The organism is Acidipila rosea, from assembly GCF_004339725.1.
GTDB lineage: Bacteria > Acidobacteriota > Terriglobia > Terriglobales > Acidobacteriaceae > Acidipila > Acidipila rosea.
In genome coordinates this window covers 1,018,005-1,041,891 of record NZ_SMGK01000001.1, presented here as the reverse complement: position 1 = coordinate 1,041,891, position 23,887 = coordinate 1,018,005, and the positions used below count along the sequence as shown (strand labels likewise).

The 23,887-nt window shown below is 56.1% G+C and carries 17 protein-coding genes; 13 read left to right on the top strand and 4 right to left on the bottom strand.

Annotated features, from left to right (window positions below; genetic code table 11):
• Window positions 1–26: 26 nt before the first annotated feature.
• Window positions 27–1,058, bottom strand: coding sequence for a tetratricopeptide repeat protein (locus tag C7378_RS04260; RefSeq protein WP_165876644.1), 1,032 nt, complete (start codon window positions 1,056–1,058; stop codon window positions 27–29).
• A gap of 10 nt (window positions 1,059–1,068) precedes the next feature.
• On the opposite strand from C7378_RS04260, the gene C7378_RS04255 reads away from it, so the two are divergent.
• Window positions 1,069–2,694 carry a tetratricopeptide repeat protein gene (locus tag C7378_RS04255; protein ID WP_165876643.1) on the top strand — a complete coding sequence of 542 codons (1,626 nt, stop codon included), beginning with the start codon at window positions 1,069–1,071 and terminating at the stop codon, window positions 2,692–2,694.
• A gap of 153 nt (window positions 2,695–2,847) precedes the next feature.
• Entirely contained in the window at window positions 2,848–4,380 is a 1,533-nt protein-coding gene (locus C7378_RS04250; RefSeq protein WP_243648060.1) for a glycoside hydrolase family 27 protein, read from the top strand.
• Between the two features lie 57 nt (window positions 4,381–4,437).
• On the opposite strand, the gene C7378_RS04245 is transcribed toward C7378_RS04250, so the two are convergent.
• A complete protein-coding gene (locus tag C7378_RS04245; protein WP_243648059.1) occupies window positions 4,438–5,778 on the bottom strand; it encodes an APC family permease in 1,341 nt (446 codons plus the stop codon).
• 167 nt (window positions 5,779–5,945) lie between these two features.
• Here C7378_RS04245 and C7378_RS04240 point away from each other — a divergent pair, with 167 nt between their 5' ends.
• From C7378_RS04240 to C7378_RS04205, 8 genes are all read left to right on the top strand, one after another.
• Window positions 5,946–8,408, top strand: coding sequence for an alpha-galactosidase (locus C7378_RS04240; protein ID WP_243648058.1), 2,463 nt, complete (start codon window positions 5,946–5,948; stop codon window positions 8,406–8,408).
• Window positions 8,409–8,563: 155 nt separating this feature from the next.
• Entirely contained in the window at window positions 8,564–10,159 is a 1,596-nt protein-coding gene (locus C7378_RS04235; RefSeq protein ID WP_165876642.1) for a SpoIIE family protein phosphatase, read from the top strand.
• 13 nt (window positions 10,160–10,172) lie between these two features.
• A complete protein-coding gene (locus tag C7378_RS04230; protein ID WP_131992106.1) occupies window positions 10,173–11,855 on the top strand; it encodes a DUF4135 domain-containing protein in 1,683 nt (560 codons plus the stop codon).
• Window positions 11,856–11,932: 77 nt separating this feature from the next.
• Window positions 11,933–12,136 (top strand): hypothetical protein, encoded by a 204-nt coding sequence (locus tag C7378_RS04225; RefSeq protein WP_131992103.1) that lies wholly within the window; start codon window positions 11,933–11,935, stop codon window positions 12,134–12,136.
• A gap of 68 nt (window positions 12,137–12,204) precedes the next feature.
• Window positions 12,205–12,948: an iron-containing redox enzyme family protein gene (locus tag C7378_RS04220; protein WP_131992100.1), complete on the top strand. Its 744-nt coding sequence runs from the start codon at window positions 12,205–12,207 to the stop codon at window positions 12,946–12,948.
• 1 nt (window position 12,949) lies between these two features.
• Window positions 12,950–15,385: a protein kinase domain-containing protein gene (locus C7378_RS04215; RefSeq protein ID WP_131992097.1), complete on the top strand. Its 2,436-nt coding sequence runs from the start codon at window positions 12,950–12,952 to the stop codon at window positions 15,383–15,385.
• Window positions 15,348–16,112 carry a hypothetical protein gene (locus C7378_RS04210; protein WP_131992094.1) on the top strand — a complete coding sequence of 255 codons (765 nt, stop codon included), beginning with the start codon at window positions 15,348–15,350 and terminating at the stop codon, window positions 16,110–16,112. The genes C7378_RS04215 and C7378_RS04210 overlap by 38 nt, the downstream gene beginning before the upstream one ends.
• A gap of 200 nt (window positions 16,113–16,312) precedes the next feature.
• The gene (locus C7378_RS04205; RefSeq protein WP_131992091.1) at window positions 16,313–16,870 is read left to right on the top strand and encodes a sugar O-acetyltransferase; all 558 of its coding nucleotides are present in this window, start codon (window positions 16,313–16,315) and stop codon (window positions 16,868–16,870) included.
• 421 nt (window positions 16,871–17,291) lie between these two features.
• Here C7378_RS04205 and C7378_RS04200 read toward each other — a convergent pair whose 3' ends face one another.
• Window positions 17,292–18,179, bottom strand: coding sequence for an aldo/keto reductase family oxidoreductase (locus C7378_RS04200; protein WP_131992088.1), 888 nt, complete (start codon window positions 18,177–18,179; stop codon window positions 17,292–17,294).
• A 146-nt stretch (window positions 18,180–18,325) separates the two neighbouring features.
• Between C7378_RS04200 and C7378_RS04195 the strand changes: the two genes are divergently transcribed.
• The 3 genes from C7378_RS04195 (at window position 18,326) to C7378_RS04185 (ending at window position 22,048) form a co-directional block, all read left to right on the top strand.
• Entirely contained in the window at window positions 18,326–18,940 is a 615-nt protein-coding gene (locus C7378_RS04195) for a TetR/AcrR family transcriptional regulator (protein ID WP_341539116.1), read from the top strand.
• 421 nt (window positions 18,941–19,361) lie between these two features.
• The gene (locus tag C7378_RS04190) at window positions 19,362–20,609 is read left to right on the top strand and encodes an acyltransferase family protein (RefSeq protein ID WP_243648057.1); all 1,248 of its coding nucleotides are present in this window, start codon (window positions 19,362–19,364) and stop codon (window positions 20,607–20,609) included.
• A 77-nt stretch (window positions 20,610–20,686) separates the two neighbouring features.
• On the top strand, window positions 20,687–22,048 hold the full coding sequence (locus C7378_RS04185; RefSeq protein ID WP_131992082.1) for a Gfo/Idh/MocA family protein: 1,362 nt from the start codon (window positions 20,687–20,689) through the stop codon (window positions 22,046–22,048).
• A gap of 25 nt (window positions 22,049–22,073) precedes the next feature.
• Here C7378_RS04185 and C7378_RS04180 read toward each other — a convergent pair whose 3' ends face one another.
• On the bottom strand, window positions 22,074–23,492 hold the full coding sequence (locus C7378_RS04180) for an APC family permease (RefSeq protein ID WP_243648056.1): 1,419 nt from the start codon (window positions 23,490–23,492) through the stop codon (window positions 22,074–22,076).
• Window positions 23,493–23,887 lie beyond the last annotated feature (395 nt).

Sequence of the window (23,887 nt, the reverse complement as noted above, 5' to 3'; positions counted from 1 at the left end):
ATAAGCCGGGCGAGTTATCTGCCCCGTCAGGGATGGATATTGTCCTGCGAAGGGCCACCCATGGCCTGATTATGAATGCGAAGATAGTCGTTTACCTCCTGCTGGGCAAGCGAGGTACGGCCTAATTTCCGATACAACCGCGCCAGGGCGAAATGCGGTTCGGCGTAATTAGCATCAAGGCGGGCCGCTTCGCGAAATTCGAGGACAGCGGCATCTTGTTTGCCCATATGCTCAAGCGTATTACCGAGCTGGAAGTGGGCCTGGGCCAGTTGCGGCTCAAGCCTGATCGCTTCACGAAGATTCACCTCCGCTTCCTCTGGCCTGTTCATAAGCTCAAGGACGATACCCAGATTCAAGTAGGGCCATGCGGAGGGATGGGCCGCGCTGCGGTCCAGATCAATTGCCTTTTTGTAGTTATCGATGGCCTGCGCATTCTGGTTGAGGGCGTAGTAGCAAAGGCCAAGGTTGTTATAGGCCCGTACCATGGCTGGAGCCAGGCCGATCGACCTTTTGAAATTAAGAATGGCCTGGTCATATTGCTGAGCATCATAGTCGAGCCTGCCCAGCCAGTATGGATAGACGGGCTGCTTCGGGTCTTTTGCGGCGAGAGACTGTAGTAGCTTTCGTGCCCAGTTGGAATGACCCATGCGTATGTATGTCATGGCGAGCGAAAAGCTTAGTCGATCGGGCAGCGGAGCAATGGCTTGCGACTTGTTCCATGCGACAGCTGCGTTCAGATAGTCATGATTAAGAAAGTAAATTCCACCCAGGAAGGCAAGTAGGCGGCCAGCTTCAGTAGAATGCGGGTCGCGCTCGATTTCGGGGATCAGGACTTTCTCCGCTGTCAGATAGTCATGTATCTCGACAGCATGGCTCAGCGTCGTAGCAGTTGCCGATGGCAGCCCCAGGTCCTCCACTCGAGAAAAGCTCTGCGCAGACTCATCAATATCTGCCTGTCTGCTGATGCACCACGCTGCAGGGGTAAGGGTCAGGAGCGCGAAGATGCACCCGGCGATAGCTGTACCGCGCTGGACCATGAGCGCAGTATACTTCGACAAAGGAGTGGGCGTGCTGAGATCCGGTCGGGTAAATGGCTCGCTGATCTATTTTTTACGATGCGTCCTGGTCCCGCTTCTGGCGGTTGCTGTGGCCGAGTTACTGCCGGCCCGGGCACAGCGGCCTGACACCGCATACCGCGATACGATTCTGGCAATTCAACAGCAAATTCAAACCAACCATCTGGACAACGCCCGCGCGCTGCTTACTTCTGCCCTGAGCCGTTATCCCACAGACGGCGGCCTGGAGAACCTGCTGGGAATTGTAGAGATTCAGGAAGGCCATATTGGCCGCGCGAAGAAGGCATTCCTGGGGGCCGTCTCGCATAGCCCCAGGCTGGGGAGCGCGTATTTAAACCTCGGACGCGTCTACATGGAAACAGCCGAAGCAGATCCCAAGGCGCGTGCTGAAGCTCTCCAAGTTTATAAGGCTTTGCTGAGGATGGATCCCGTCAATGCTGAGGCGAACTACGAACAGGCCACTATCCTCACCTGGGACCGCGACTATCAACGTTCGCTTGAAAGCCTGCAAAAGCTGGATTCGAAAGCCCACATGCAGATTAGCGTCGAGACATTAATCTGCACAGATGAGTTCGGATTAGGACATAACAAGGCCGGTGAACGCGCCGCAACTTCAATGAGTGCAAGTCCCGACCTCACCGAGCAGGACGCGATGAAGGTCCTTCCCGCCCTGCGAACCGCACACCGTGCCGATCTGGTCGATACGCTATTTACAGCGGCCAACAAACGCCAGCCGCTTTCCGCATCTGGGCTTCGTATTCTCGGACTGGCCCAGGAAGCTGAGGGGAAGCCCGAGCAGGCGCGAGCAACATTGGAGCGTGTTTTTGCCATGGACCCCACAAGTATCGCTCCGCTGGTGGACCTGGCGCGCATTGCCGCTGCGGGCAAGGACTATCGGAGTGCGCTTGGCTATCTTGCCCATGCTCGCGCTCTCCAACCGAATGATCCGAGCCTCCCCTATGAATTTGGCATGATTTGCCTGAAGCTGGAGCTGCTCGGCGAAGCCTCAAAGGCAGTAGTCCAAGCAGTCAGGATGGCACCTGACAACCCAGACTATAACTTCGGAATGGGATCGATCTGGTCCCTGGAGCACGACCCGGGACAGGCCCTGCCCTATCTCAGGAAGTATCACGATCTGCGCCCGGCGGATGCCGAGGGAACACTCGCGCTGGGAACTGCTTACCTCCAGGAGGAGGATCTAAAAAACGCAACCATATGGCTAAGCAAGGCTGCCGATGCTCCGAGCACCGCGGCCAGGGCCCACTATTACCTCGGCAACATTCTGCGTGAGCAGCAGCAATACGATCAGGCCATCGCTCAACTTCAGGAATCTGCACACTTGAAGGCCGATGAGCCAAAGGTTTATGCGGAGCTTGGCCGCGTTTATCTGCAGATGAAAAGCTATCCTGAGGCGAAAAGGCAGTTGGATCACGCGCTCGCCTTAGATCCGGACAACTATGAAGCGAACTTTGCATTGCTTCGGTTCTATTCCTTCACCAATGACCCCAGGCGCGAAGAGCAATCAAAACGCTTTGCCGATATCAAGAAGAATCGCGAGAAGCTCTATCTCGAATCCATGCGAGTCATTGAAGCTCGACCCCAGACTGAGTCTCCTTAACCCTTCAGGCAACGTCATGTACCGGGTTGCAAGAACAATGGCCACATTCATCTTGCTGCCTATATAATTCCGCGTGAAATTTCGTATTTACTGGCAATCACTCGAAAAACAAACGCGAGATCTTTACATGTCGTTCGACACCGGAGAATAGAAATGCACACACAAGTCGCCAGCAGGCGAAAGCTAGCATACGTCCGCATGAGTTTGCTTCCGCTGTTCCTCTTTTTATTACCGCTGACCATCCTTGTCACTGGATGTGAAAAAGGCCTTAACGGAAAATGGGCAGCCTCCGGCCGAACCTTGGATAACGGGGAAAAGCAGTTATCCATCCTGGAACTAAAGCAGAGTGGCAGCGACCTTACCGGCACATTTAAGACCTTGGGCTATTCCGTGGATGTTAAGGGAACAGCAACCGGAAACCATTTTGAGCTCTTTAGATCTCAAGAGGAGAAGAAGCCATTTCTGGCAGGTGACCTGGTGAATGGCGAGTTACATGGCGTGCTAGGCAATCACCATGCATTTGTGGCAAAGCCTGCTACTTCCGATGACCATCTACCCGAGGTGACCTATATCGCGCCTCCACCGCTGCAAAATGTGTCCTATAACGGCCTTGCCAAAACTCCACCCATGGGCTGGAATAGCTGGAACCTGTTTGCAGGCAAAATCGATGATCAGACGGTGCGCGCCATTGCCGATGCGATGGTATCGAGCGGTATGCGCGATGCAGGATATATCTACGTAAATATAGACGACACCTGGGAGGGTGTACGGGATGCGAACGGAAACCTGCAGCCTAATCACAAGTTCCCGGACATGAAGGCGCTGGCCGACTATGTCCACTCCAAGGGACTGAAGCTAGGTATTTACTCATCCCCTGGGCCACGGACATGCGCCGGATACCCGGGCAGTTATGGGCATGAGGAGCAGGATGCGAAGACCTTTGCATCCTGGGGCATCGACTACTTGAAGTACGACTGGTGCAGCGCTGGCATGATTTACAAAGACGAGCAAATGCAGCCGGTTTATCAAAAAATGGGTGCCGCATTGCAATCAACCGGCAGGCCAATAGTTTTCAGCCTTTGCCAATATGGACTTGATGCCGTCGAGAAGTGGGGTGGACAGGTCGGAGGCAACCTATGGCGCACCACCGGTGACATTCGCGATGAATGGTCAAGCATGATCGGCAACGTTGAAAAGCAGGTGCCAACCGCCCCCTATGCCGGACCCGGTCACTGGAATGACCCGGACATGCTTGAAATAGGCAACGGACATATGAGCGACGACGAATATCGTACCCATATGAGCCTGTGGGCATTGACTGCTGCACCGCTACTGGCCGGCAATGACGTGCGCAGCATGACCGCCGCTACCAAGGCGATCTTGTTGAACAAGGAGGTCATTGCAGTCGATCAGGACCCGCTGGGCCGCCAAGCATCCCCGGTCAAGAATGGTGATCTTGAGTTGTGGACCAAGCCGCTGGCCGACGGTGGCGTCGCCGTAGGTGAGGTTAACTATAGCGCGTCAGCGATGAAGGCCACCATCAATGCCGGCGATCTGCACCTGAAAGGACCCGTCAGGAAGGCGCGAGATCTCTGGAGCCATAAGGATGTTAAGTTCACAAAGGGAAGCTATTCGGCAATGGTTCCACCCCACGGTGTGCTCATGCTTAAAGTGAGCGCAAAATAAATCCAGGGACCGGACGCGCTGCCGTTCTACAAAGGGCGGCAGCGCGCTTCACTTTTCTCAGCGCCTCCTCGCGCGCATTGCCCGGTAAACGATCAACCCCAATCCGATCCAGAGCAGGCCAAGCAACTGCGCCTGATGATTCAGGTTTAGCCAGATGAATCCGCACACCAGAAATCCGAGAATTGGAATCGCAGCTGCCAGAAACACCTTCTCAGGCGAGCGGAACTTGTAGTGCACCAGAGCCGCAACGTTCACGCCCATGAATGCTATGAAGGCCCCAAAATTCAGCAGTTCCGCGCCCCGCTCAAAGGTGAGCAGGAACGCTCCGATTAGCGTCACCAGCCCAGTCAGCAGTACATTATTCCGCGGAATTGCCGTTGTAGGGCTCAGTACCCCAAAGAATCTCCGCGGCAGCGCGTCCTCCCGCCCCATTCCATACAGCAACCGCGCCGCGCCAAACTGTGCGGCTATGCCGGAACCCATGTTCGCAACCAGCAGCGTTGCGTTGAGCAGCAGAAACAGAAATCGCCCGCCCACTCGCAGGCCAATATGGAGAAACGCCGTATCCACCATCCACGCCGGAAACGGCACTCGCCCGGGCCACGAGAGCTGCGCGACATAAACCTCAAGAGCAGACAACAGTCCGATGGCCACACAGGTGAAGACTGTACCCAGCATCACATTGCGCCGTGGATTCTCAACCTCTTCTGACATCGTGGAAATTCCATCAAACCCAATGTAGGTGAGCACGGCAATGGACGTGCCGTGAAAGAGCCTGCGCGCGGAGAACGTCGAAGGATCGTAAAAGGGCACCATCCATGCCGTGCCTGCTGGTCGAATTACCGTCGTGATGTACTGAAAACCGTATGCCAGAAAAATAGCGACAACTATGCTCATGCCCAGCGCTAAGAGCGCATTCACTCGCGCTGACGTCTGCACACCGCGCAGATTCAGACCGGTGAACACCAGCACGAAAGCCACAACCCATGCCCCATACGGAACACGGGGCAATAGCTCCCGGCACGCGGCACTGCACCAAACCACGCAGATAATTGGGTTCAGCAGATAATCCATCAGCATGGACCAGCCCACTATGTAGCCACCCAGCGGGCTCAACTCCCGACCCACATAGGTATAGGCCGATCCAGCACTCGGATACACGCGCGCCATCCTGCCGTAGCTCACCGCCGTGAACAGCATGGCTATCATCGCGATCAAAACCGTCGAGACAACATGCCCGCCAGCCACATTGCTGACCACGCCGTAGATACTCATAGGCGCGGTTGGCTGAATGATGATGATGCCGTAGAGAATCAGGTGCCAAAGCTTCAGCGACCTCTGCAGGTGCGGCGTCTTCGCGTGCCGGTCGACCGCTGTCGATTGACCTCCGATATCCAAGCCACACTCCCCCTGAAATAAAAGGCCGCTGCTGGGCACCTTCCGCTGTTGACACGATTGGAAGTCTATTCTAGGCTTGCGGCTTAAAAAATAAATAAGCTCGCACTTATCACTACGCATTCAAAACTAAACTCGCTTACATACTTTTCCTTTAAATGGAGGAACTGGTGGTCTGTCAGATCGAGATCTTCCTGCGTAAATGTGCGATCGCCGCTGCCTTTGCCGGAGCGCTATCACTTCACGCCCAGAATCGTGCTCTTCATGTCAGTGTGGCCGCCGATGGAAAATACAGCATCGGGCTACCCCAATCTACAGCTTCCGCGCTTACCGCGGGCGTAGCGGCACAGGTCGACGGACAATGGCTCCATTCTGCGGATTATCCTCGCCACACAATCAAACAGTCCACCACGCACGGCTATCTCGGCCAGGCCGAGGAGTGGCAGGTCACCTGGGCCGGTCTCAGCGGCCAGCCCGACCTCATCTGCTCTCTACGCGCCTACGCGAACGAACCCTTCGCTGACGTGCAGGTCACTGTACACAACAGCACAGGTAAGCCAATCCGTGTCCAGGCCATCCGTCCGCTTGAAGCTTCCTCCGGAAGCATCGCCGAACTCGGCGGCCCGGCTTCCGCGGACCGAGTCCTCTCCGACAGTTTCAGCGAAGACCGCCCTGCAATGAAGATTCACGACCTCGCCGACGCGACTGGCAACATGCACCGTGCAGTAGGCAGCCAGCTCATCTATAACCGCCAGAGTCATCAAAGCCTTTTCGTGGGCGCACTCACCTCCGACCGCTTCCTCACCATTCTTCGCCTTCGCGTCGATAAATCCTCCCCTAGCACGCCACACGTCGCTGCTTACGAAGCCGAGTCTACCGGCACTACGGAGCTCGAGAAGGAGAACTCGCTCAGGCACTCGCCGGTCAATGATCAGATCCAACTCAGCCTGCCAGTTGCGCCGGGTGGCGATCTCTCCTCGGAGCAGCTCGCCATCAGCATCAGCACCGACTACCATCAGCAGCTCGAAACCTACGGCTCGCTCATTCGCCAGATCCATCATGCACGCGTCGCCGCCCCGCCACTCCTCGGCTGGTGGAGCTGGACCGCCTACTACTTCGGACTCAATCAAGGGGCCGCGCTCACCAATGCCGAATGGGAGGCACAGCACCTCAAGCAATACGGCTATAACATTTTTCACATCGATGAGGGCTATCAGTATGCGCGCGGCGAGTACATCACTCCCGATGCAACGCTCTTCCCGCACGGCCTTGTGCCACTGGAATACCAGGTACGCGGCCTTGGCCTCACCCCTGGCATCTGGACTGCCCCTTTTGAGGTCTCTGAGCGCTCCTCCATCTATCAGCAGCACCCGGACTGGCTCGTAAAGAACGCCCAGGGTCAACCTATCCACGCCGGGAGTGTGTCCGGCGGCAAAGATAAGCTATACGTCCTCGACACCACCCACCCCGGCGCCCAGAGCTATCTTCGGGAAACCTATTCGAAGCTCGTGCGCGAATGGGGCCTTCACTACATCAAGATGGACTTCATGGATGACAGCGCCATCGAAGGCTACTACTACAAGCCCAATACAACGGCCATGGAGGCACAGCGAATAGGTCTACAGATCATCCGTGACACCATAGGCAACGATGTATACCTCGACAAAGACGGCAGCGTCATGTTGAACCCCGTCGGCTATGTCGATTACGGCCGCATCTCCCAGGACACCGGCCACACCTTCGGCGCCAGCCACGATGCGGCCACCGGCATCGCGGCGCGTTATTACATGAACCGCAATTTCTTCGTCGCCGATCCCGATGCCTTTGCCGTTTCTACCCAGACCATCACCGACCAGTCCTGGCATGAAAGCCGGAGACCCGCAACCCTTGATGAGGCAAAGGTCTCCATTGCACTGGCTGCGGTCTCCGGTGGCATGCTCGAAATAGGAGATGACCTGCCCTCTCTGCAAAATGCTCCGGACCGCCTAGCCCTAATTGATAACCGCGACCTCATCGACATGATCCGCCTTGGCCGTGCCTCCACCCCCATCGACCTCATGAGCTATGCGCCGCCCAATGAACAGCCGAGCATCTTCGATCTCAAGGAGTCTTACCGGCAGAGCATCCTCACCGTCTTTAACTGGACGGAACACTCCGCTGAGGATGTCATCCAGCTCTCTTCACTCGGCCTTTCGCCGTCGGCCAGCTATGCGATCAGCAGCGTGCTTGAGAACAGCAAACCTGTGCATCCATTAGCCGGTACGCTCCACCTCACACTTCCCGCCCACTCCGTCATCCTGCTCAAGATCATCGATCAGGGCAAACCCGTGCAGGCCCTTGTCGTTACTGCCGATCACCCCAGTCACGGCGCCCCCGGCGAAGACCTCACCTTTTCCGCGCACCAGACCGGCGGCGATCCCGTCCTCGCCTATCGCTGGAACTTCGGCGACGGTACTAACGTCGAAGCGGCCACCACCACTCATGCCTGGACTGAACCCGGCGATTACCGGGTCAGTCTCACCGCAACCGGCCTCAGCCATAACCACGCCGGGCAAAGCTTCACGGTCCATATCACTGGGCACATATCCACTGGTTTCGCTCCCGCTCGAAACCGCAGATTTCAACAGCCCTAGCTAACGGCGTTTTCCCATTGCAAGGAGACGCCGTGAAAAGTAATCGGCATCTGGGTTACAAATCATCTGCGAATTCTGGATCTACAATAAGCACCTAACGGTTCCAACGGCCCGATCATGACGGGAAATTCTCTCCAGATAAGATGAGGAGCACGATGCCGCCCACACCCAACACGCTTTTGTTGCTGGTCGACGGATCGTCGCAGCGAGAAGCAGTCATTTCTCACTCCCCCTTTACCATTGGGCGTTCGCCTGATAGAGACCTGGTGCTTCCCCACCCTTATATCTCTCGAAACCACGCTGAAATTGTATTTGAGGGGGGACAGTTCCATCTGGTGGACTGTGGCAGCAAGAGCGGCTGCTACGTCAATAGCAAGCGGGTCACGCGCCAGACATTGGCGCCTAACGATATGATCCGGTTAGGCACATTGGAAGGTCCAATACTGCGCTTTGGCAAGGCTGAGGACACAACGTCTGTCCTAGGCGAACTGCTGCATCAGGTGAAGCCGGCATCGGACCTGGAAAAGCTCCGCTGGTTCCTCGATGCAGCACGCAAACTGAACATGGTGGGCGCGGTTCATGAGATTCTGATCTCCCTGATCGAGACCACCATGAATCTGACACGGGTGGAGCGCGGCTACGTCTTTCTGAAGGATGCTGACGGGAACTTGCAGTTGTCTGTAGGCAGAAACATCCAGATGGAGCCGCTGCAGGACGACTCAACCATCTCTCATTCGGCCATCCAGCAGGCGATTCACAGTGCGTCGGAGTTCATCGTTACGGACACGCTGGCTGCGGAAGCCGGTTCCCCTTCGGCGAGTATTGTGGCTCAGAATCTCCGCACCGTCATTTGTATCCCGCTACGCAAGCGGTCGACCGAGCGAGGAACTCCCGTTGCCGAGATTCTAGGCATGCTTTATCTGGACAGCCGTCAACAGAGACAGACCCTGATGCGCGTGGACAGTGACCTGTTGAGAACAATTGCGATGGAGGCTGCGGTACTGGTCGAGAACGCTTCGCTGGCAAGCGCCGAGGAGGCCGCTCGCCGCTACCGGGAAGAACTGAGCATAGCAGCTGGTATTCAGCAAGGCCTGATGACGGTCAGAATGCCTGAACTGGCCTATGCACGCGTCCTCGCTCACAGTGTTCCGTGCAAGGAGATTGGCGGCGACTTCTACGATGTGATCGCGACGGAGAGCGCACTGTATGTGGTCGTGGCTGATATTTCAGGAAAGGGCGTTTCAGCAGCGCTGCTAGGGTCCACGCTGCAGGGACTGGTGCATGCGCAGGTGCTGGCAGGGCTGTCACTGCCCCAGATCGCCAGGTTTTCTAATCAATATATCTGCGCGAAATCCATTTCGAAGTATGCGACGCTGGTTCTTTTGAAAGTGACTCCCGATGGCTCCGTCGAGTACCTCAATTGCGGGCACGTCCAACCACTACGACATCGGCGGGAGAAAATCACTGTTTTGAGAAACAGCAACCTCCCGGTGGGTTTATTGCCGGACGCTATCTATTCTTCGGAGATCATTCAGCTCGAGCCAGGGGAGCGCTTCGTTCTGTTTACGGACGGAGTCACAGAAGCGGAAGATCCATCGGGAGAGTTTTTTGGAGAGGCGCGACTCGAATCATCCGTATTACAAGGGGCCAGCATTCAGAGCATCTTCGAGCAGGTGCAGCTCTTTATGGATACAGCCCCTGCGAACGATGACTGCACCCTCGTAGAGGTCTGCTACGGACAATGTTCGTGATCGCGGATGAGTGATGGGATCTCCTGATCGGCAGGCCAATAATGGCGTTCTCTTAGTTAGCGGTTATCACGGTACGCTGCGGGCGGCACGCCGGGCGGGGCCGCCGCATGACGACGGGGCTTCTACTGAAGAGCTTTCGCCGATGCTGGAAAGAATGCTGGAGCCGTGGCTGGCGAAGGCATTGGATCAACTGAACAAGCGTACAGCACAAGGTCTGCTCATCTTTCAGGGCGAGCCCATCCCGGTGCACTCGCTGCTACTGCTGTTGAAGGATCGGTTGATCGGCATTCTTACGCAGGCAGGGGGTGAGTTTTGCCTCGACCAAGGCGATGGGCCTGATCTATCGAGTGCGAACGAGATAGTGCACAGGTTTCCGTTGCTGTCTCCGCTAATCAAGAGTGTCGTTGCCGAATGGGCGACTGCAATAACTATATTTCTGCAGCGGCTGCATCGTGATAAGCAATGGATTGCGGATGGACTGCAGATCGCCGATCTGCCTCCTGTCGAGACTATATCCGGAACAGCCTCCGACGCTCACGCGGGTGGACATTGCGTTCTCCGGGTTTGCTTTCGAGGAGCAGGCTGTTTCTATTACAAGCCGCGACCGGTAACGGGAGAGTGGCTTTGGCATGGGCTGCTCGAAGGAATGGCGCTATTGGAGCCTGAGCTGCGATTGCCTGCGGCACGCGTCTGGACGGATGTTTCAAGATTTGACTACGGTTGGGCAGAATCAGTGTTTCCTGAGGAAAGCCCGCTCGCCAGCAACTCAAATGGAAGGGCCGCAGGGAGGCTCGACTACTGGCACGCGGCCGGCGCCATGCTGTGTCTCGCGCAGCATACGAGACAGACCGATCTCCACCTTGGGAACATCATCGCGACGGCTAGTGGACCAGTTGTGACCGATGCCGAATGCTTCGCAACGCCGAGTCTAAATGTCAGGACGGATGTGGCACTCTCGGTAGAGAAGGCAGCTATCAGGAATGCAGTGGAGTCGATGGTGAGGACCGGGTTGCTTCCTAACAGGTCAGTGAATGGCTGGCCGGATGTCTCCGGATTTTTTGGACGTGCGGCGGCTGCGCCGGGAGTAAAGCTGCCGAAGTGGGAGATTGCTTCGGATGGTCGCTATCACTTGACTTCGATTGATGCGGAACTTGTCGACCATCCTAACGTGCCGGCCCAAACCACCGCAGTCGCTGTGCTACCGCAGATTTTAAGCGGCTATCGTCACGCGGCAGAATTACTAATACGTCTGCGAAAGACTCTCATCAGCCGTGGTACGAAATGGCGCGATGTACTGGAAAATATACATGCGCCACGCATGGTGGTTCGCGACACCCTCTCGTATGGACTGCTGTTGAGCCGGTCCCTGGAGCCGCGGCATCTCCACTCCTGGCACCGGCGTCGAAACGCAATTGTCACTGGCCTTGCAGCCGGGGCCGCCGTGGGTTCGCCTCGATCGTTGCTGCGCGCGGAGACGCGTGCTCTGCTTGCAATGCACATCCCACGGTTCGTCATAGTTCCCGGCACCGGAACGCTGGCAAGCAGCTCATGGCGCACTCTTGCGCATGATTTTGCACTTTCCACCCCGGCCCACGCGGTGGTGGCACAGATCGAGGCACTGTCGACGGAAGGCATTGAAAACATCCAGGTTCCGGCTCTCTTATGCGCGGTTTTACAGGCTGAAATGACCCCTTGACATGTTGTGCTAAGATTCCGGTGTGCTGAATCCGCTGTGATGGATTGATTCTGCGCATCAACGTCGAAAGGATCGCTATGAGCAACGTAGAAAGGCTTCAACAGGCAGGACTTATCCAAATCCATCACCCCCTGACGGATGCAGAGATTCAAAGCGTCAACCAACTTAGCCCGGCGGAAATCGATGCTTTGATCTCCGTGCGCGTTAAACTGGGCGACGAATTTTTCCAGCGCAAGGTGCAGGATGGCGACTCCCACCGCATGGGAACACTATTGCTCTAACTGAGCGGTCGCTGACCGCCGCTTGCAACCTGGACGGCGTCGGAAAGATTGCAAGAGAGAGAGACGGTATGACGACGCATAGTCAACGTCTGCGTGAAACGGTGTGCCTTTTTCGGGCACGCCTCACTTCCTTGATCCGTGACGTATGGTTTCACCCGCGGCTGGCTGAGCTCTACCCGGAATTCCTTTTTGCAATCTACGGAGTGACGGTCAGTTCGGCTCCTGCGATGCGGGCCGCTGCGGGGCGTTGCGCGGGCGAGTTGGCAGACGATCCGCTGGCTGCATGGCTCCGGGATTACTATCTGGAACATGCCGAAGAAGAAGCGGGGCATGAACAGTGGCTGCTGAATGATCTTCACTCCTTAGGCGTGGCGCGACAACGAGTGTTGGAGCGCTTGCCCTATACAAGCGTTGCCGCGCTGGTCGGCGTGCAGTATTACTGGATGTTTCACGTTCATCCGATTGCTTATCTGGGCTACATTGCCGTACTGGAAGCGCCTACGTCGATCGAATTTCTTGAGGAAGTTTCGAGACGAACTGGCATTTCCCTCAGCTCGATGTCAGGTCACGTGATGCATGCCACGCTGGATCCGGGCCATGTCGCGGAGTTCGACGCTGCACTTGATTCTCTGCCTCTGCTTCTGCACCACCAGGAATTGATTACAGTAAGCGCCATTGCGACGATTGCTCATCTCGAAAAAGTGTTCTCCGATATTCTGGAGCACTTCGCGCGAGTTGACGATCCAGCAGGTGCGGCGACGATTTTTACCACTTCCGGAATTGCGCTCGCTTCACCGTCCAGTGGGTTCTGATATGCAGATGGCCTTTCATCCCGGAGACAAACTCCTTCACTATCGCCTTGTCAGAAAGCTTGGCGAAGGAGGAATGGGTGTTGTCTTCGAGGCAGAGGACATTCAACTGCAACGCACGGTCGCAATCAAGGTGCTGCAGCCGGCGATCTCTGAAGACCACGAGATGCGCGAACGATTTCTGCGAGAGGCGCGCGCCGCATCCGCCATCGATCACCCGAACCTCTGCACCATCTATACCGTTGAGACAGCTCCGGACGGCTCCCTGTTGCTGGTGATGGCTTATTATCGCGGGCATACTCTCTCTGAGCTGATTCAGCATGGTCCGATGGATATCTCGCATATCCGCGACATTGGACGGCAAACAGCCGCCGGACTTCATGCGGCGCACATGTCGGGCATTGTGCATCGTGACATTAAGCCAGGAAACATCTTCCTGCTGAACTCCGGCACGGTGAAGATTCTCGACTTTGGCCTCTCCCGCATTGCTCATCAACAGCAACTGACCGCGCCGCACAAGGTGATGGGCACTCTTGCCTATATGCCCCCGGAACAGCTTGCCGGAGACGCGGTGGATTACAGAACAGATATATGGGCGCTGGGAGTGGTGCTCTATGAAATGGCGGCAGGACACTCGCCCTTTCGGCAGGCAACGCAGTCGGCCATGATGACAGCGATTGCCGCGGGCCGCTACGTTCCGCTGCACCATGCACGGCCCGACCTCCCCGATTCCATCTATCTTGCTGTGAGCGGCGCACTGCGCTTGCATCCACATGAGCGCCATGCTTCCGCTGCCGAGATTCTGGCACTACTAAGCGAGGCTGGCGATGCGGAAGCGATGCCGAGCGCCATGCCTGCCCTTGTTTCAGCGGCCAGCCTGGCACCGACTGTGATCGGCAGCTTCGGTGGCGCCTGGGATATCGAGACCAAAACATTCCGAGAGCACCCCGCGGGCGGTACAGGGAGAACGCCGTTTTCCTCGCTGGTGCAGCCGGGTAGCGGAAGCTCCTCCATCGCGGTGCTGCCGATGCGCAACGTCAGCTCCGACCCGGAGAATGAATATTTCAGCGATGGACTTACGGACGAGCTGATCAACGCTCTTGGGACACTCCCTGGCTTGCACGTCGTCTCCCGTACCTCAGTCTTTTCGTTCAAAGGCAAGCATCAGAATATCCGCGAAATCGGTGAGGCTCTGAATGTCGACGTGGTGCTGGAGGGCAGTGTGCGGCGTTCAGGAGCGCGTATCCGCATTACGATTCAACTCACCGATGCCCGCAAGGGATTTCATATCTGGTCGTCTCGATTTGACCGGGAAAATACAGACGTCTTCGAGCTGCAAGATGAGCTTGCGACCGCGGTAGTCTCTGCCCTGCAGGAAAAGCTCTCACTGAATGTGCGTCAATCCGATCTTCAGACAAGAGCGCCGATGCAAACGGATGCCTACGAGGCTTACCTGAAGGGACGCTATCATTGGGGGCAAAGAACGATCGAGAACATTCAGCTTGCGGGTCGTTATTTTGAACAGGCCTTGAAACTGGACCCCAACTCCGCTGCGGCGTATGCCGGAGTAGCAGATTTTTATTGCCTGCAGGGGACTCTCGGCCTGATGGCCCCAGATGAGGCGTGGTCGATAGCGCGCTCCTCGGCACTGCAGGCAGTTGCGCTGGATCCCAATCTCCCCGAAGGCCACCTGGCGCTGGCCGCCGTGTTGCAGTTCTATGACTGGGATTGGAATGGCGGACGCGAACATATAGTGAGAGCCATCGAGTTGCGCCCCCAGCGCGGTGAGTCTTATTTTCTTTATGTTTCCCATCTGATGACGCAAGGGCAGCTGCTGGAAGCTTTGGAGCAGGCCCGCATCGGACTGACTTACGATCCGCTGGCAACTCCGCTGCTGGCTGCGCAAGCCATGCTACGGACATACCTGGGGGATCATGACAGCACAATTTTATTGGCGAAGGCTGCGCTCGCTTCGTCGCCGCACTATTACGAACTCTACTACTCACTTGGGCTGGCGCAGTCGTTGACCGGGCGCACCCATGAAGCCGTCGCGACCTTCGAGCGCGGTATCGAGCACAGCGGCATGCCTGTTCTTCTCGGCTGGCTTGCAGAGGCCCATGCCAAGAATGGAAACCATGATAAGGCTCGCGAGGTTCTTGCCAATCTTCTCGACATGGCGAGCCGAGGCAATCCTATGCCTGTGTCGATTGCGGTAGCCGCAGCTGCTCTCGGTGAAAATGAGCTCGCGTTTACCTGGTTGGAGAAGGCTGCGGAGCTGCATGACATCTTCGTGGCGTATGTAACGGTGCTTCCCAGTCTAAAAAGGCTTCACAATGAACCGAGATATCAGCGACTGCTTGACCGCATGAAGCTGGCCCATCCTTCCACGCATCGGAGGCACAATGAAACTCGGAAGAGTGCAGTCGATACACGATCCTAGAACGCTGCAGCTGGCTGATTACGTCAGTATTGCTTCTTTGCCTGTACCGCCAAGCAAGGAATCATTCGAGACTACTGCGTCGTGGCCAATGCTGGCCAATAATCAATTCAACTGCTGCACTTCTGCAGCTGCCGGCCACATGGTGCATCACTGGACGGCGGCGAATCAACGGGGCGTCTTCCTGACGGATGCAGACATCATCCGGGCGCACGCGCAGCTTACCGGAGATCGGCTTATGGATTGCGTCTCAATGCTGGCGGCACTGAAATACTGGCGGAACACCGGGATCGGGAATCATCGCATCCACTCCTTTGTGAACGCTCGCGCGCAGGCTGGAGATCAGCTGCGGGGCATCGTTCACCTGTTCGGCAGCGCCTACGTCGGGATGGATCTGCCCAAGTTTGTGCTGGCAGGCGACCCGAGCGGATGGACTGGAATTCCATGGGCAATTCCAGATTCAGTCTCGGATGAAGACGCCGCACCCCAGCCTGCGAACGGTCACTGCGTCACGGCGATCGGCTATGGCGAAGATGGGGTATACGTGGTCACCTGGGGAACATTCAAGACGATGAGCTGGGAGTTCTACAATCGCTACAGCATCGAACTATATGCAGTGCTGAGCCCCGATTGGGTTTGCGGCGATCAGGTCTCACCATCGGGCTTCGATTTACTCAGTCTGCGGCGAGACTTGTCACTCGTACAACAAGCGTCCCCAGCATCCCGCTGAATTCTGAGTTAGTGAATGTCCTGGTGCGGGAAGCGGGGCGAACCCATGACTCGAAGGCGGCCAGATTAGCGCCGACGCGCGAAATCCCAATATCGGCAGATTCCGGCGCTTCCGCTCCAGGCTACACTCGGCGAAGCATGGCGCCGCTCTCGCGCGCGCCAAAAAGCGCACGCTAAACTGTAGCCCAGGGAAAGTAACGAATGCCGGATGACGGTCGCACCAAAATTATCTATAGCAAGACGCCGGAATCGGCGGCCATGTTGGCAAACGTGAAGCGAGCCATGGCGATCACCGCCATGCTTAACCGTTTGACGTTCAACGACGCGGATGAAATTCGAGCCTTGTTCAGCGAACTTATCGGTGAAAAGGTAGACGAGAGCTTTTTACTGATCCCTCCATTTTTTACTGCCGGTGGGAACGAAATCCGCGTCGGGCGTAATGTCTTTGTAAATCAGAACTGCACTTTCTATGACCTTGGCGGCCTCGACATCGCGGACGATGTAATGATCGGGCCTAACGTGAGCATCATCACGACGGGCCATCCGCTGGAACCTGCGCAGCGACGCTCAGCCACAATAGGAAAGCCTATCGTGATTGAGAAAGGCGCTTGGATAGCAGCAGGCGCAACCATCATCGGCGGCGTAACAGTAGGCGAAAACTCGGTCGTCGCGGCGGGCTCTGTAGTCACGAAGCGCGTCGCCCCAAATACCCTTGTCGGAGGAAATCCGGCGAGAGTGATTCGTTCGATTGGCGACTGAGGGAACCTCTGCAATGGATCGAAACTGGAGCTTCAAACTGCCCCATCACCCACTGCCTGCACCCGCGGTGACCAGCGCAACTGTGATCCCCCATGGATCAGAGACGGCCCATTGCTAACGCCGCGCTGCTCTCCACCTACCAAATAGGCGTTTGCAATTCTCCACCGAATGCGGACTTGAAACAGAATAGGAAAATACCTTCAAATGGGGTCTCCAGCTTGCGGATGTGCACGTATGAAGCCGATGCGTGGAGCGTTCCATGCGCGACCTGCTCCCGCCGCATAAAGCGATTTAAATAGACCCATACTAGAACATCTAAAATCAAGCCATCAAAGCAGTCGCACTCGATGCCCGGTAACACTCACCGCGGCAGCCTGATCCCAACAGGAAGAGAGTGCCAGCTGCCCGGTGAGTAGAGTGACTACACCCGCTCGGTCGGCGCGCCGATTGAGTTCAGATCCGCAAGCGTCTGGACAGGGAGGCGAAGGGACGCAGCCTGCAGATTCTCGCGAAGATGTTCGACCGAGGAAGTGCCGGGGATCAGCAGGATATTGGGCGAACGCTGAAGAAGCCATGCGAGCGCGACTTGCATCGGCGTAGCCTGCAGCGACGCGGCTGCCTTGTCCAGTGTGGATGACTGCAGCGGGGTGAATCCGCCAAGTGGAAAGAACGGCACATAGGGAATGCCCTGGCTTGCCAGCTCATGGATAAAGCTGTCATCTCTCCGCTGTGCCACGTTGTAGAAGTTTTGCACGCAGACTATCTCGGTAATGGTCTGCGCCTCCGCCAACTGCTCTGGGGTCACATTGCTCAGGCCTATGTGACTAATCAGCCCCTGGCGCTTCAGGTCGGCCAGCACAGTCAGCGGCTCTTCAATGGATCCCGCAGCTGGCTCACTGACTGCTCCCACCCGGAGATTGACTACATCCAGCACGTCGAGCCCAAGGTTGCGAAGGTTGTCATGCGCGCCATCGATCAGCTCCTTACGGGAGAGAGCGTGAACCCATGCCTTGTCCTCCGTCCTGCGTGCGCCAAGCTTTGTAACGATCACTAATGTGTCGCGATAGGGGTGAAGCGCCTCCCTGATGATCTGGTTCGTGACATGCGGTCCGTAGAAGTCGCTGGTATCGATGTGGTTCACTCCGGCTTCTATTGCCTCTCGCAGGACGGCGATCGCCCCTTCGAGATCGCGCGGCGGTCCCCACACCTGCGGTCCAGCTAACTGCATCGCGCCATAGCCCATGCGGTTCACGGTCATCGATGAGTGAGGGAATGTAAAGCTGCCGCCGAGGTCCATCTCTTCTGCCATGCTCTATCTCCTTGCAGGCTGTTTCAATCATCCTGCTTGTGATTAGATGAAGGAAGCTTCAGGTTAGGAGTTCGCATTTGCCACCGCGCCTCAAGGTCCCTTTAGAGCCTCGTAAATCCCCCGTACAAGCGCGTTCCGTTGCGAGCGTGGACGCGATTCTCGAAGCCACTATTCAGGTTCTGCTGCAGGTTGGGAAGGAGAGGCTGACTACAACGAGGGTGGCGCTGCGAGCCGGTGTATCAGTCGGAACGCTCTACCAGTACTTCCCCAACAAGAATGCCCTGCTGCAGGCGGCCCTCAAGCGCCATCTCTCCGAGATTTCCGACAGCATCGAGCGTGTATGCAGGGACCATAAGGGCACAACACTGCGACACATGGTGACCGCGCTCATGACAGCGTTTCTGCAGGCAAAGATGAGAGATGTAAAAACAAGTGTTGCGCTCTACTACGTCAGCTCCGATGTCGACGGAGCGAAGACCGTGCAACAGATGCGAACCAGGTATGACAAGGCGATCGTGCGAATGCTGGCGAGCGCCTCTGAGCCTCTTGCAGTGGAACCAGAAATTGTCGCGTCGATGCTGCTGGGGCTATTGATGGGCGTCAGCCGCAGAATCCTCGAGTCCGGCGCCCCAGAACAGTATCTCGAACCGCTGCGGCGAGAAATGATCGTAATGGCGTGCGCCTATCTAGACGCTTGTTCTGCGCGCAGTCCGATCCAAGACACACCCTCTGTTAACGAGAGCACTCGTTACACCAACTGAGATTCGGATTAGCGGCCAGGACTTCCTGAGTTCACCGGCGAAGTGTTCTGCTCGGCCAGGCTGCTTCCGCACGTGACGGCTTTCCTCTGCGGAAGGCTAAAGCAGTTATGCAGCCACTGTGACGATGATGCTATTCCCCTTGGTGTGGCAAGAGTTCGTGGGGTGGGAAGAGGTTAATCGCCGACTTATAGGGCCAACCGCACCGCGCCTTTCCCAGGAAATGCAGATCGAAATACAGATAGCACCCAAGTGAAATAACTTATTGACAACTCGAAATAAAACGATACGATTACAGTCCATATCGGGGAACCGGCAGAATGCGTCGTGCCTAGTTCGCCGTTAACGGGTCAACGCCTTCCCCCGGCAACGTAGACGCCGTGGCGCTGCAGCAGCAGCGAATCAGGAATACCGGAGCTTAAAGATGCATCAGGTACTGAATACACAAGAGGAAACAGGAATGGACTCCACCACGACAATGAAAGCGCCGCTGCCTAAAGGCGCCTCAACACCTCGCAATCTGGCAGTCGATGCCTATCGTGGACTGGTCATGCTGCTGATGATGGGTGAGGTGCTGCAGTTCTCCAAGGTTTCCGCATACTTCGGCCATAGTATCTTCTGGAGAATTCTGGCCTACAACCAGTCTCACGTTGAGTGGTCGGGCTGTTCACTCCACGATATGATCCAGCCGTCCTTCTCATTTCTAGTAGGAGTCGCGCTTCCCTATTCCATAAGAAGCCGCCAGCGCAAGGGAGCGAAGTTCCCGAATATGCTGGCTCATACTATATGGAGGTCGCTAGTCCTTATAGCTTTGGGCATCTTTCTGCGTTCTCTCGAGAGCAGCCAGACTTACTTTACCTTTGAAGACACCCTCACGCAGATCGGCCTGGGCTACACGTTTCTCTTTCTAGTGTCCTTTCGGCCGGTGCGGGACCAGTGGATTGCATTAGGCGCCATTTTGTTTGGATACTGGCTCGCGTGGGCGCTCTATCCTGCTCCGGGACCAGGCTTCAATTATGCTGCTGTCGGTGTCCCTGCAGACTGGCATCACCTCTACACTGGTTTTCGCGCCCACTGGAATAAGAACAGCAACCTCGGGCAGGCCTTCGATGTGTGGTTCCTGAACCTGTTCCCCCGTGAACATCCATTTGTGATGAATGACGGCGGCTACTTAACGCTGAGCTTCATACCAACTCTTGGCACAATGATTCTCGGATTGTTCGCCGGACAATGGTTTATAGCTTCTGCGCCCAAACAGCCCATCCGCCGCTTTATCCAGGCGGGCGTCATTCTTGTCGCCCTCGGACTATTTCTTCACTTCGCAGGAATCTGCCCGATCGTGAAGCGGATATGGACTCCGAGCTGGACCTTATTCAGCGGCGGCGTATGCTTCCTCTTTTTGGCCGCGTTCAGCTGGATTATCGACGTCAAGCAAAAGCGCGGCTGGGCGTACCCACTCATCGTAGTGGGTACGAACTCCATTGCTGCTTACTTGATCGCCCACCTCTGGGAGAACTTCCTCGCCCGTAATCTTCTTACCAATTTAGGCCACAAGATCTTCCTGATTCTAGGTCCGGGCCTGCAGCCATTGCTGCTTGGTGCTGCGATTCTGTCAATCTACTGGATTTTTCTGTTCTGGATGTATCGTCGCAAGATCTTCCTCCGGATATGAGTTCTCTAGCTTGCTTTTGCTAGCCATTTGCACCGTGCAACAGGGATCCGCCTAACTTCCATCTATAAGGATGATTAATGAAAGACTACTTACCCGAAGGTTCACCCGCACCTAGCCGACGGCAATTCATTCGACTAGGCGCCATGCTCACAGCCGCATCGAGACTTGATGTCAACGCATTTGCTCAGGAGGCCCATCCGACCCCTTCGCGCTCCATGATCAACACCCCTTTTGCAGCGACGAAGACTCCGCGCATCGGGTTTATCGGCGTGGGCGGTAGAGGGACAAGCTTGCTCGGCTGGTTTCTGGCGCAGAATGCGCAGGTAGTCGCCATCTGCGATGTGGTGCAGGCAAAGGCGGAACATGCTGGTCAAATGACAGTGAAGGCGGGGCAAAAGGCTCCCCAGCTCTACACCCAGGGGCCCCATGATTATGAGGCTCTAACCGCGAGAAACGATCTCGACCTTGTCGTTATTGCGACTCCGTGGGACTGGCATACACCGATGGCCCTCTCCGCAATGGAGAATGGCAAGCACGCTGCCGTTGAAGTGCCGCTGGCTTACACCATGGAGGATCTGTGGCATCTTGTTGAGACTTCAGAATCTACGAGGCGGCACTGCATCATGCTGGAAGAGTGCTGCTATGGCTACAACGAGACTCTAGTGCTTAACCTTGTGCGTCATGGTGTGCTTGGCCAGTTGCTGTATGGGGAGGCAGCATACCTACATGACCTGCGAGAAGAGATGTTTTCCTCACAAGGTGAGGGCCTTTGGCGCCGCGCCTTTCATACGCAGAGTAATGGCAACCTCTACCCCACTCATGGGTTGGGACCCGTCGCAAACTATATGAGCATCAATCGTGGCGATCGCTTCGACTATATGGTCTCAATGAGTACGCCGGCGCTTGGCTTGGCGGCCTATCGCGCTGGCCACGTGCCGAAGGGCGACCCCAAGTGGAGTGAAAACTACACAACCGGGGATATGAACACGTCTCTGATCAAGACAGCATCCGGACTGGCGATTACGCTTAAGTTCGATACATCCAATGCCCACCCCTACGACCGAATCAACATGGTGGGCGGCACCAAAGGTGTGTTCGCAGACTATCCTCCACGGATATATATCGACGGCCAGCCAGGCAAGGAGGCGTGGAATTCAATCGACGAGTACAAGAAAGATTATGAGAGTCCACTTTGGGCGCAAAAGGGTGAAATGGCACGCACCTCCGGCGGCCATGGCGGCATGGACTTCATCATGATCTATCGACTATTGCAGTGTTTACGCGAAGGCCTCGCACCTGATATGGATGTCTACGATGGTGCGGCATGGTCTGCACCGGGCCCCATGAGCAAGATGTCATTAGAACTGGGAAGCGCGCCTGTTAAGTTTCCAGACTTCACGCGTGGCTTGTGGAACAAGCGTAGCGGCTCCTCCATCTGAACGAAACTGGCAGCGCAAACCAACCTCATGCGGCGATGACCCGATCCCGTTCACGTCGCATGAGGACATAGATCAACAATCCTGCAGCAATCCATGCTGTCCCGAGAAGCTGCGCGCTGTGGCTAAGGTGGAGCCAGATAAATGCGCTGACCAACAACCCACAAAGTGGCATCAGTACAGGAAAAATGACCTTCTCCTGAGAGCGGAACTTATAGTGGACCAGCGCTGCTGCATTGACTCCCATGAAGGCGATGAAGGCTCCGAAGTTCAGCAACTCTGCGCCTCTCTCGTAAGTCAAAAGGAAGGCTCCACCAAGCGTGCATAGCCCGACCAGGAGCACGTTGTTCTTTGGCACAGCGCTCCTGGGATCAAGCGCGCCGAAGAATCGCCGGGGCAGGGAGTTTCCGCGACCCATGGCATACAGCAGTCGCGCAGCCCCAAACTGGGCAGCGATGCCTGAACCCATATTGGCGATGAGCAAGGTGGCGTTCAGCAGATGGAACAAAAATTTGCCTCCTACCCGCAGTGCTATCTGAACGAAGGCAGTATCTACAATCTCCGGAGCAAATGGTATGCGACCAGGCCAGACAAGTTGAGCCGCATAGACCTCGATAGACGACAGGATGCCGATGATGAAACAGGTCAAGACGGTTGCGAACATGATGTTGCGACGAGGGTTTTCAACTTCTTCTGACATCGTCGAGATGCCGTCAAAGCCAATATAGGTCAACACCGCGATCGACGTGCCGCGATAAAGTCTGTTCGGGGAAAACGTCCTGGGATCGTAAAAAGGAAGGAGCCACAGCCCGGGGACAGGGCGCACTACCAGTGCAATGTATCGTACGGCCTCAGCCAGAAAGAAGACGACAACTATGCTCATGGCCAGCGCCAGCAATGCGTTTACGCGCCCGGAGGTCTGTACGCCCCGCAGATTGAGCGCAGTAAAGACGATCACGAATGAAACGGCCCATGCCGCGAATGGGACCTGCGGCAGAATGTTTACGGCCGCAGCACTACACCAGATAGCACATATGATCGGGTTCAGGATGTAATCCAAGAGCATGGACCACCCCACCACGTATCCAAAGAGAGGATGGAGTTCTTTGCCCACATACGTATACGCTGAGCCCGCACTCGGATAAATGCGCGCCATGCGCCCATAGCTGACAGCGGTGAACAACATGGCGATCATGGCAAGGAGTATTGCCGTTACAACGTGGCCCCGGGCGACATTGCTCACTACCCCATAGATACCCATCGGAGCAGTCGGCTGAATGATGATGATCCCGTAAGCTATCAGGTGCCATAGCTTGAGCGAACGCTTGAGGCCATCATCAGGCTTGTCTCTTACCTTGCTTTCCAGTTGCCCCATCCTTGCCAGTGTTTCACGTCCGTTATTGCCCCCGGTCGTATCTACCGGACGACCTCCCTGACGTCGCGACATCGAAGTTCGATGATGCAGCATCGCCCGGCAGCTGTACCCGTCTCAACATCTTGATTCCCTTCCAGATCTTGCTTCCCTTCCAGAAGTTGTCAGCCACCTGTCCGGATCATTACAAACTCTCAGATTCTTCACCCACATGACTTGCACCTGGGCCTACTTCGATCGCAGAACTTAACGCGAGGTTACGGATTATTCCGCATTTAATCATGCTCGTGCGCGGCGGGCAACGGTTATATCCCGTGATCCGAATCCTAACCGCGCAGTGCGCAGCCATGCTGACCGCATTCGCAGGTCTTATTCAGCAGATAAGCGGTGCCTATCGTGTCGCCAGAAACTTCAATGAGATATCACTTAAGGCCTCATATAGATCAGAATTGTCACGATTTATTCATTTT

What these genes read in the sequence shown, in the direction of transcription:
- C7378_RS04180 (WP_243648056.1), bottom strand. Translation starts at nt 23,492, where the DNA reads ATGTCGCGACGTCAGGGAGGTCGTCCGGTAGATACGACCGGGGGCAAT.
- C7378_RS04210 (WP_131992094.1), top strand. Translation starts at nt 15,348, where the DNA reads ATGAAACTCGGAAGAGTGCAGTCGATACACGATCCTAGAACGCTGCAG.
- C7378_RS04235 (WP_165876642.1), top strand. Translation starts at nt 8,564, where the DNA reads ATGCCGCCCACACCCAACACGCTTTTGTTGCTGGTCGACGGATCGTCG.
- C7378_RS04250 (WP_243648060.1), top strand. Translation starts at nt 2,848, where the DNA reads ATGCACACACAAGTCGCCAGCAGGCGAAAGCTAGCATACGTCCGCATG.
- C7378_RS04190 (WP_243648057.1), top strand. Translation starts at nt 19,362, where the DNA reads ATGCATCAGGTACTGAATACACAAGAGGAAACAGGAATGGACTCCACC.
- C7378_RS04205 (WP_131992091.1), top strand. Translation starts at nt 16,313, where the DNA reads ATGCCGGATGACGGTCGCACCAAAATTATCTATAGCAAGACGCCGGAA.
- C7378_RS04225 (WP_131992103.1), top strand. Translation starts at nt 11,933, where the DNA reads ATGAGCAACGTAGAAAGGCTTCAACAGGCAGGACTTATCCAAATCCAT.
- C7378_RS04220 (WP_131992100.1), top strand. Translation starts at nt 12,205, where the DNA reads ATGACGACGCATAGTCAACGTCTGCGTGAAACGGTGTGCCTTTTTCGG.
- C7378_RS04230 (WP_131992106.1), top strand. Translation starts at nt 10,173, where the DNA reads ATGGGATCTCCTGATCGGCAGGCCAATAATGGCGTTCTCTTAGTTAGC.
- C7378_RS04185 (WP_131992082.1), top strand. Translation starts at nt 20,687, where the DNA reads ATGAAAGACTACTTACCCGAAGGTTCACCCGCACCTAGCCGACGGCAA.
- C7378_RS04200 (WP_131992088.1), bottom strand. Translation starts at nt 18,179, where the DNA reads ATGGCAGAAGAGATGGACCTCGGCGGCAGCTTTACATTCCCTCACTCA.
- C7378_RS04215 (WP_131992097.1), top strand. Translation starts at nt 12,950, where the DNA reads ATGCAGATGGCCTTTCATCCCGGAGACAAACTCCTTCACTATCGCCTT.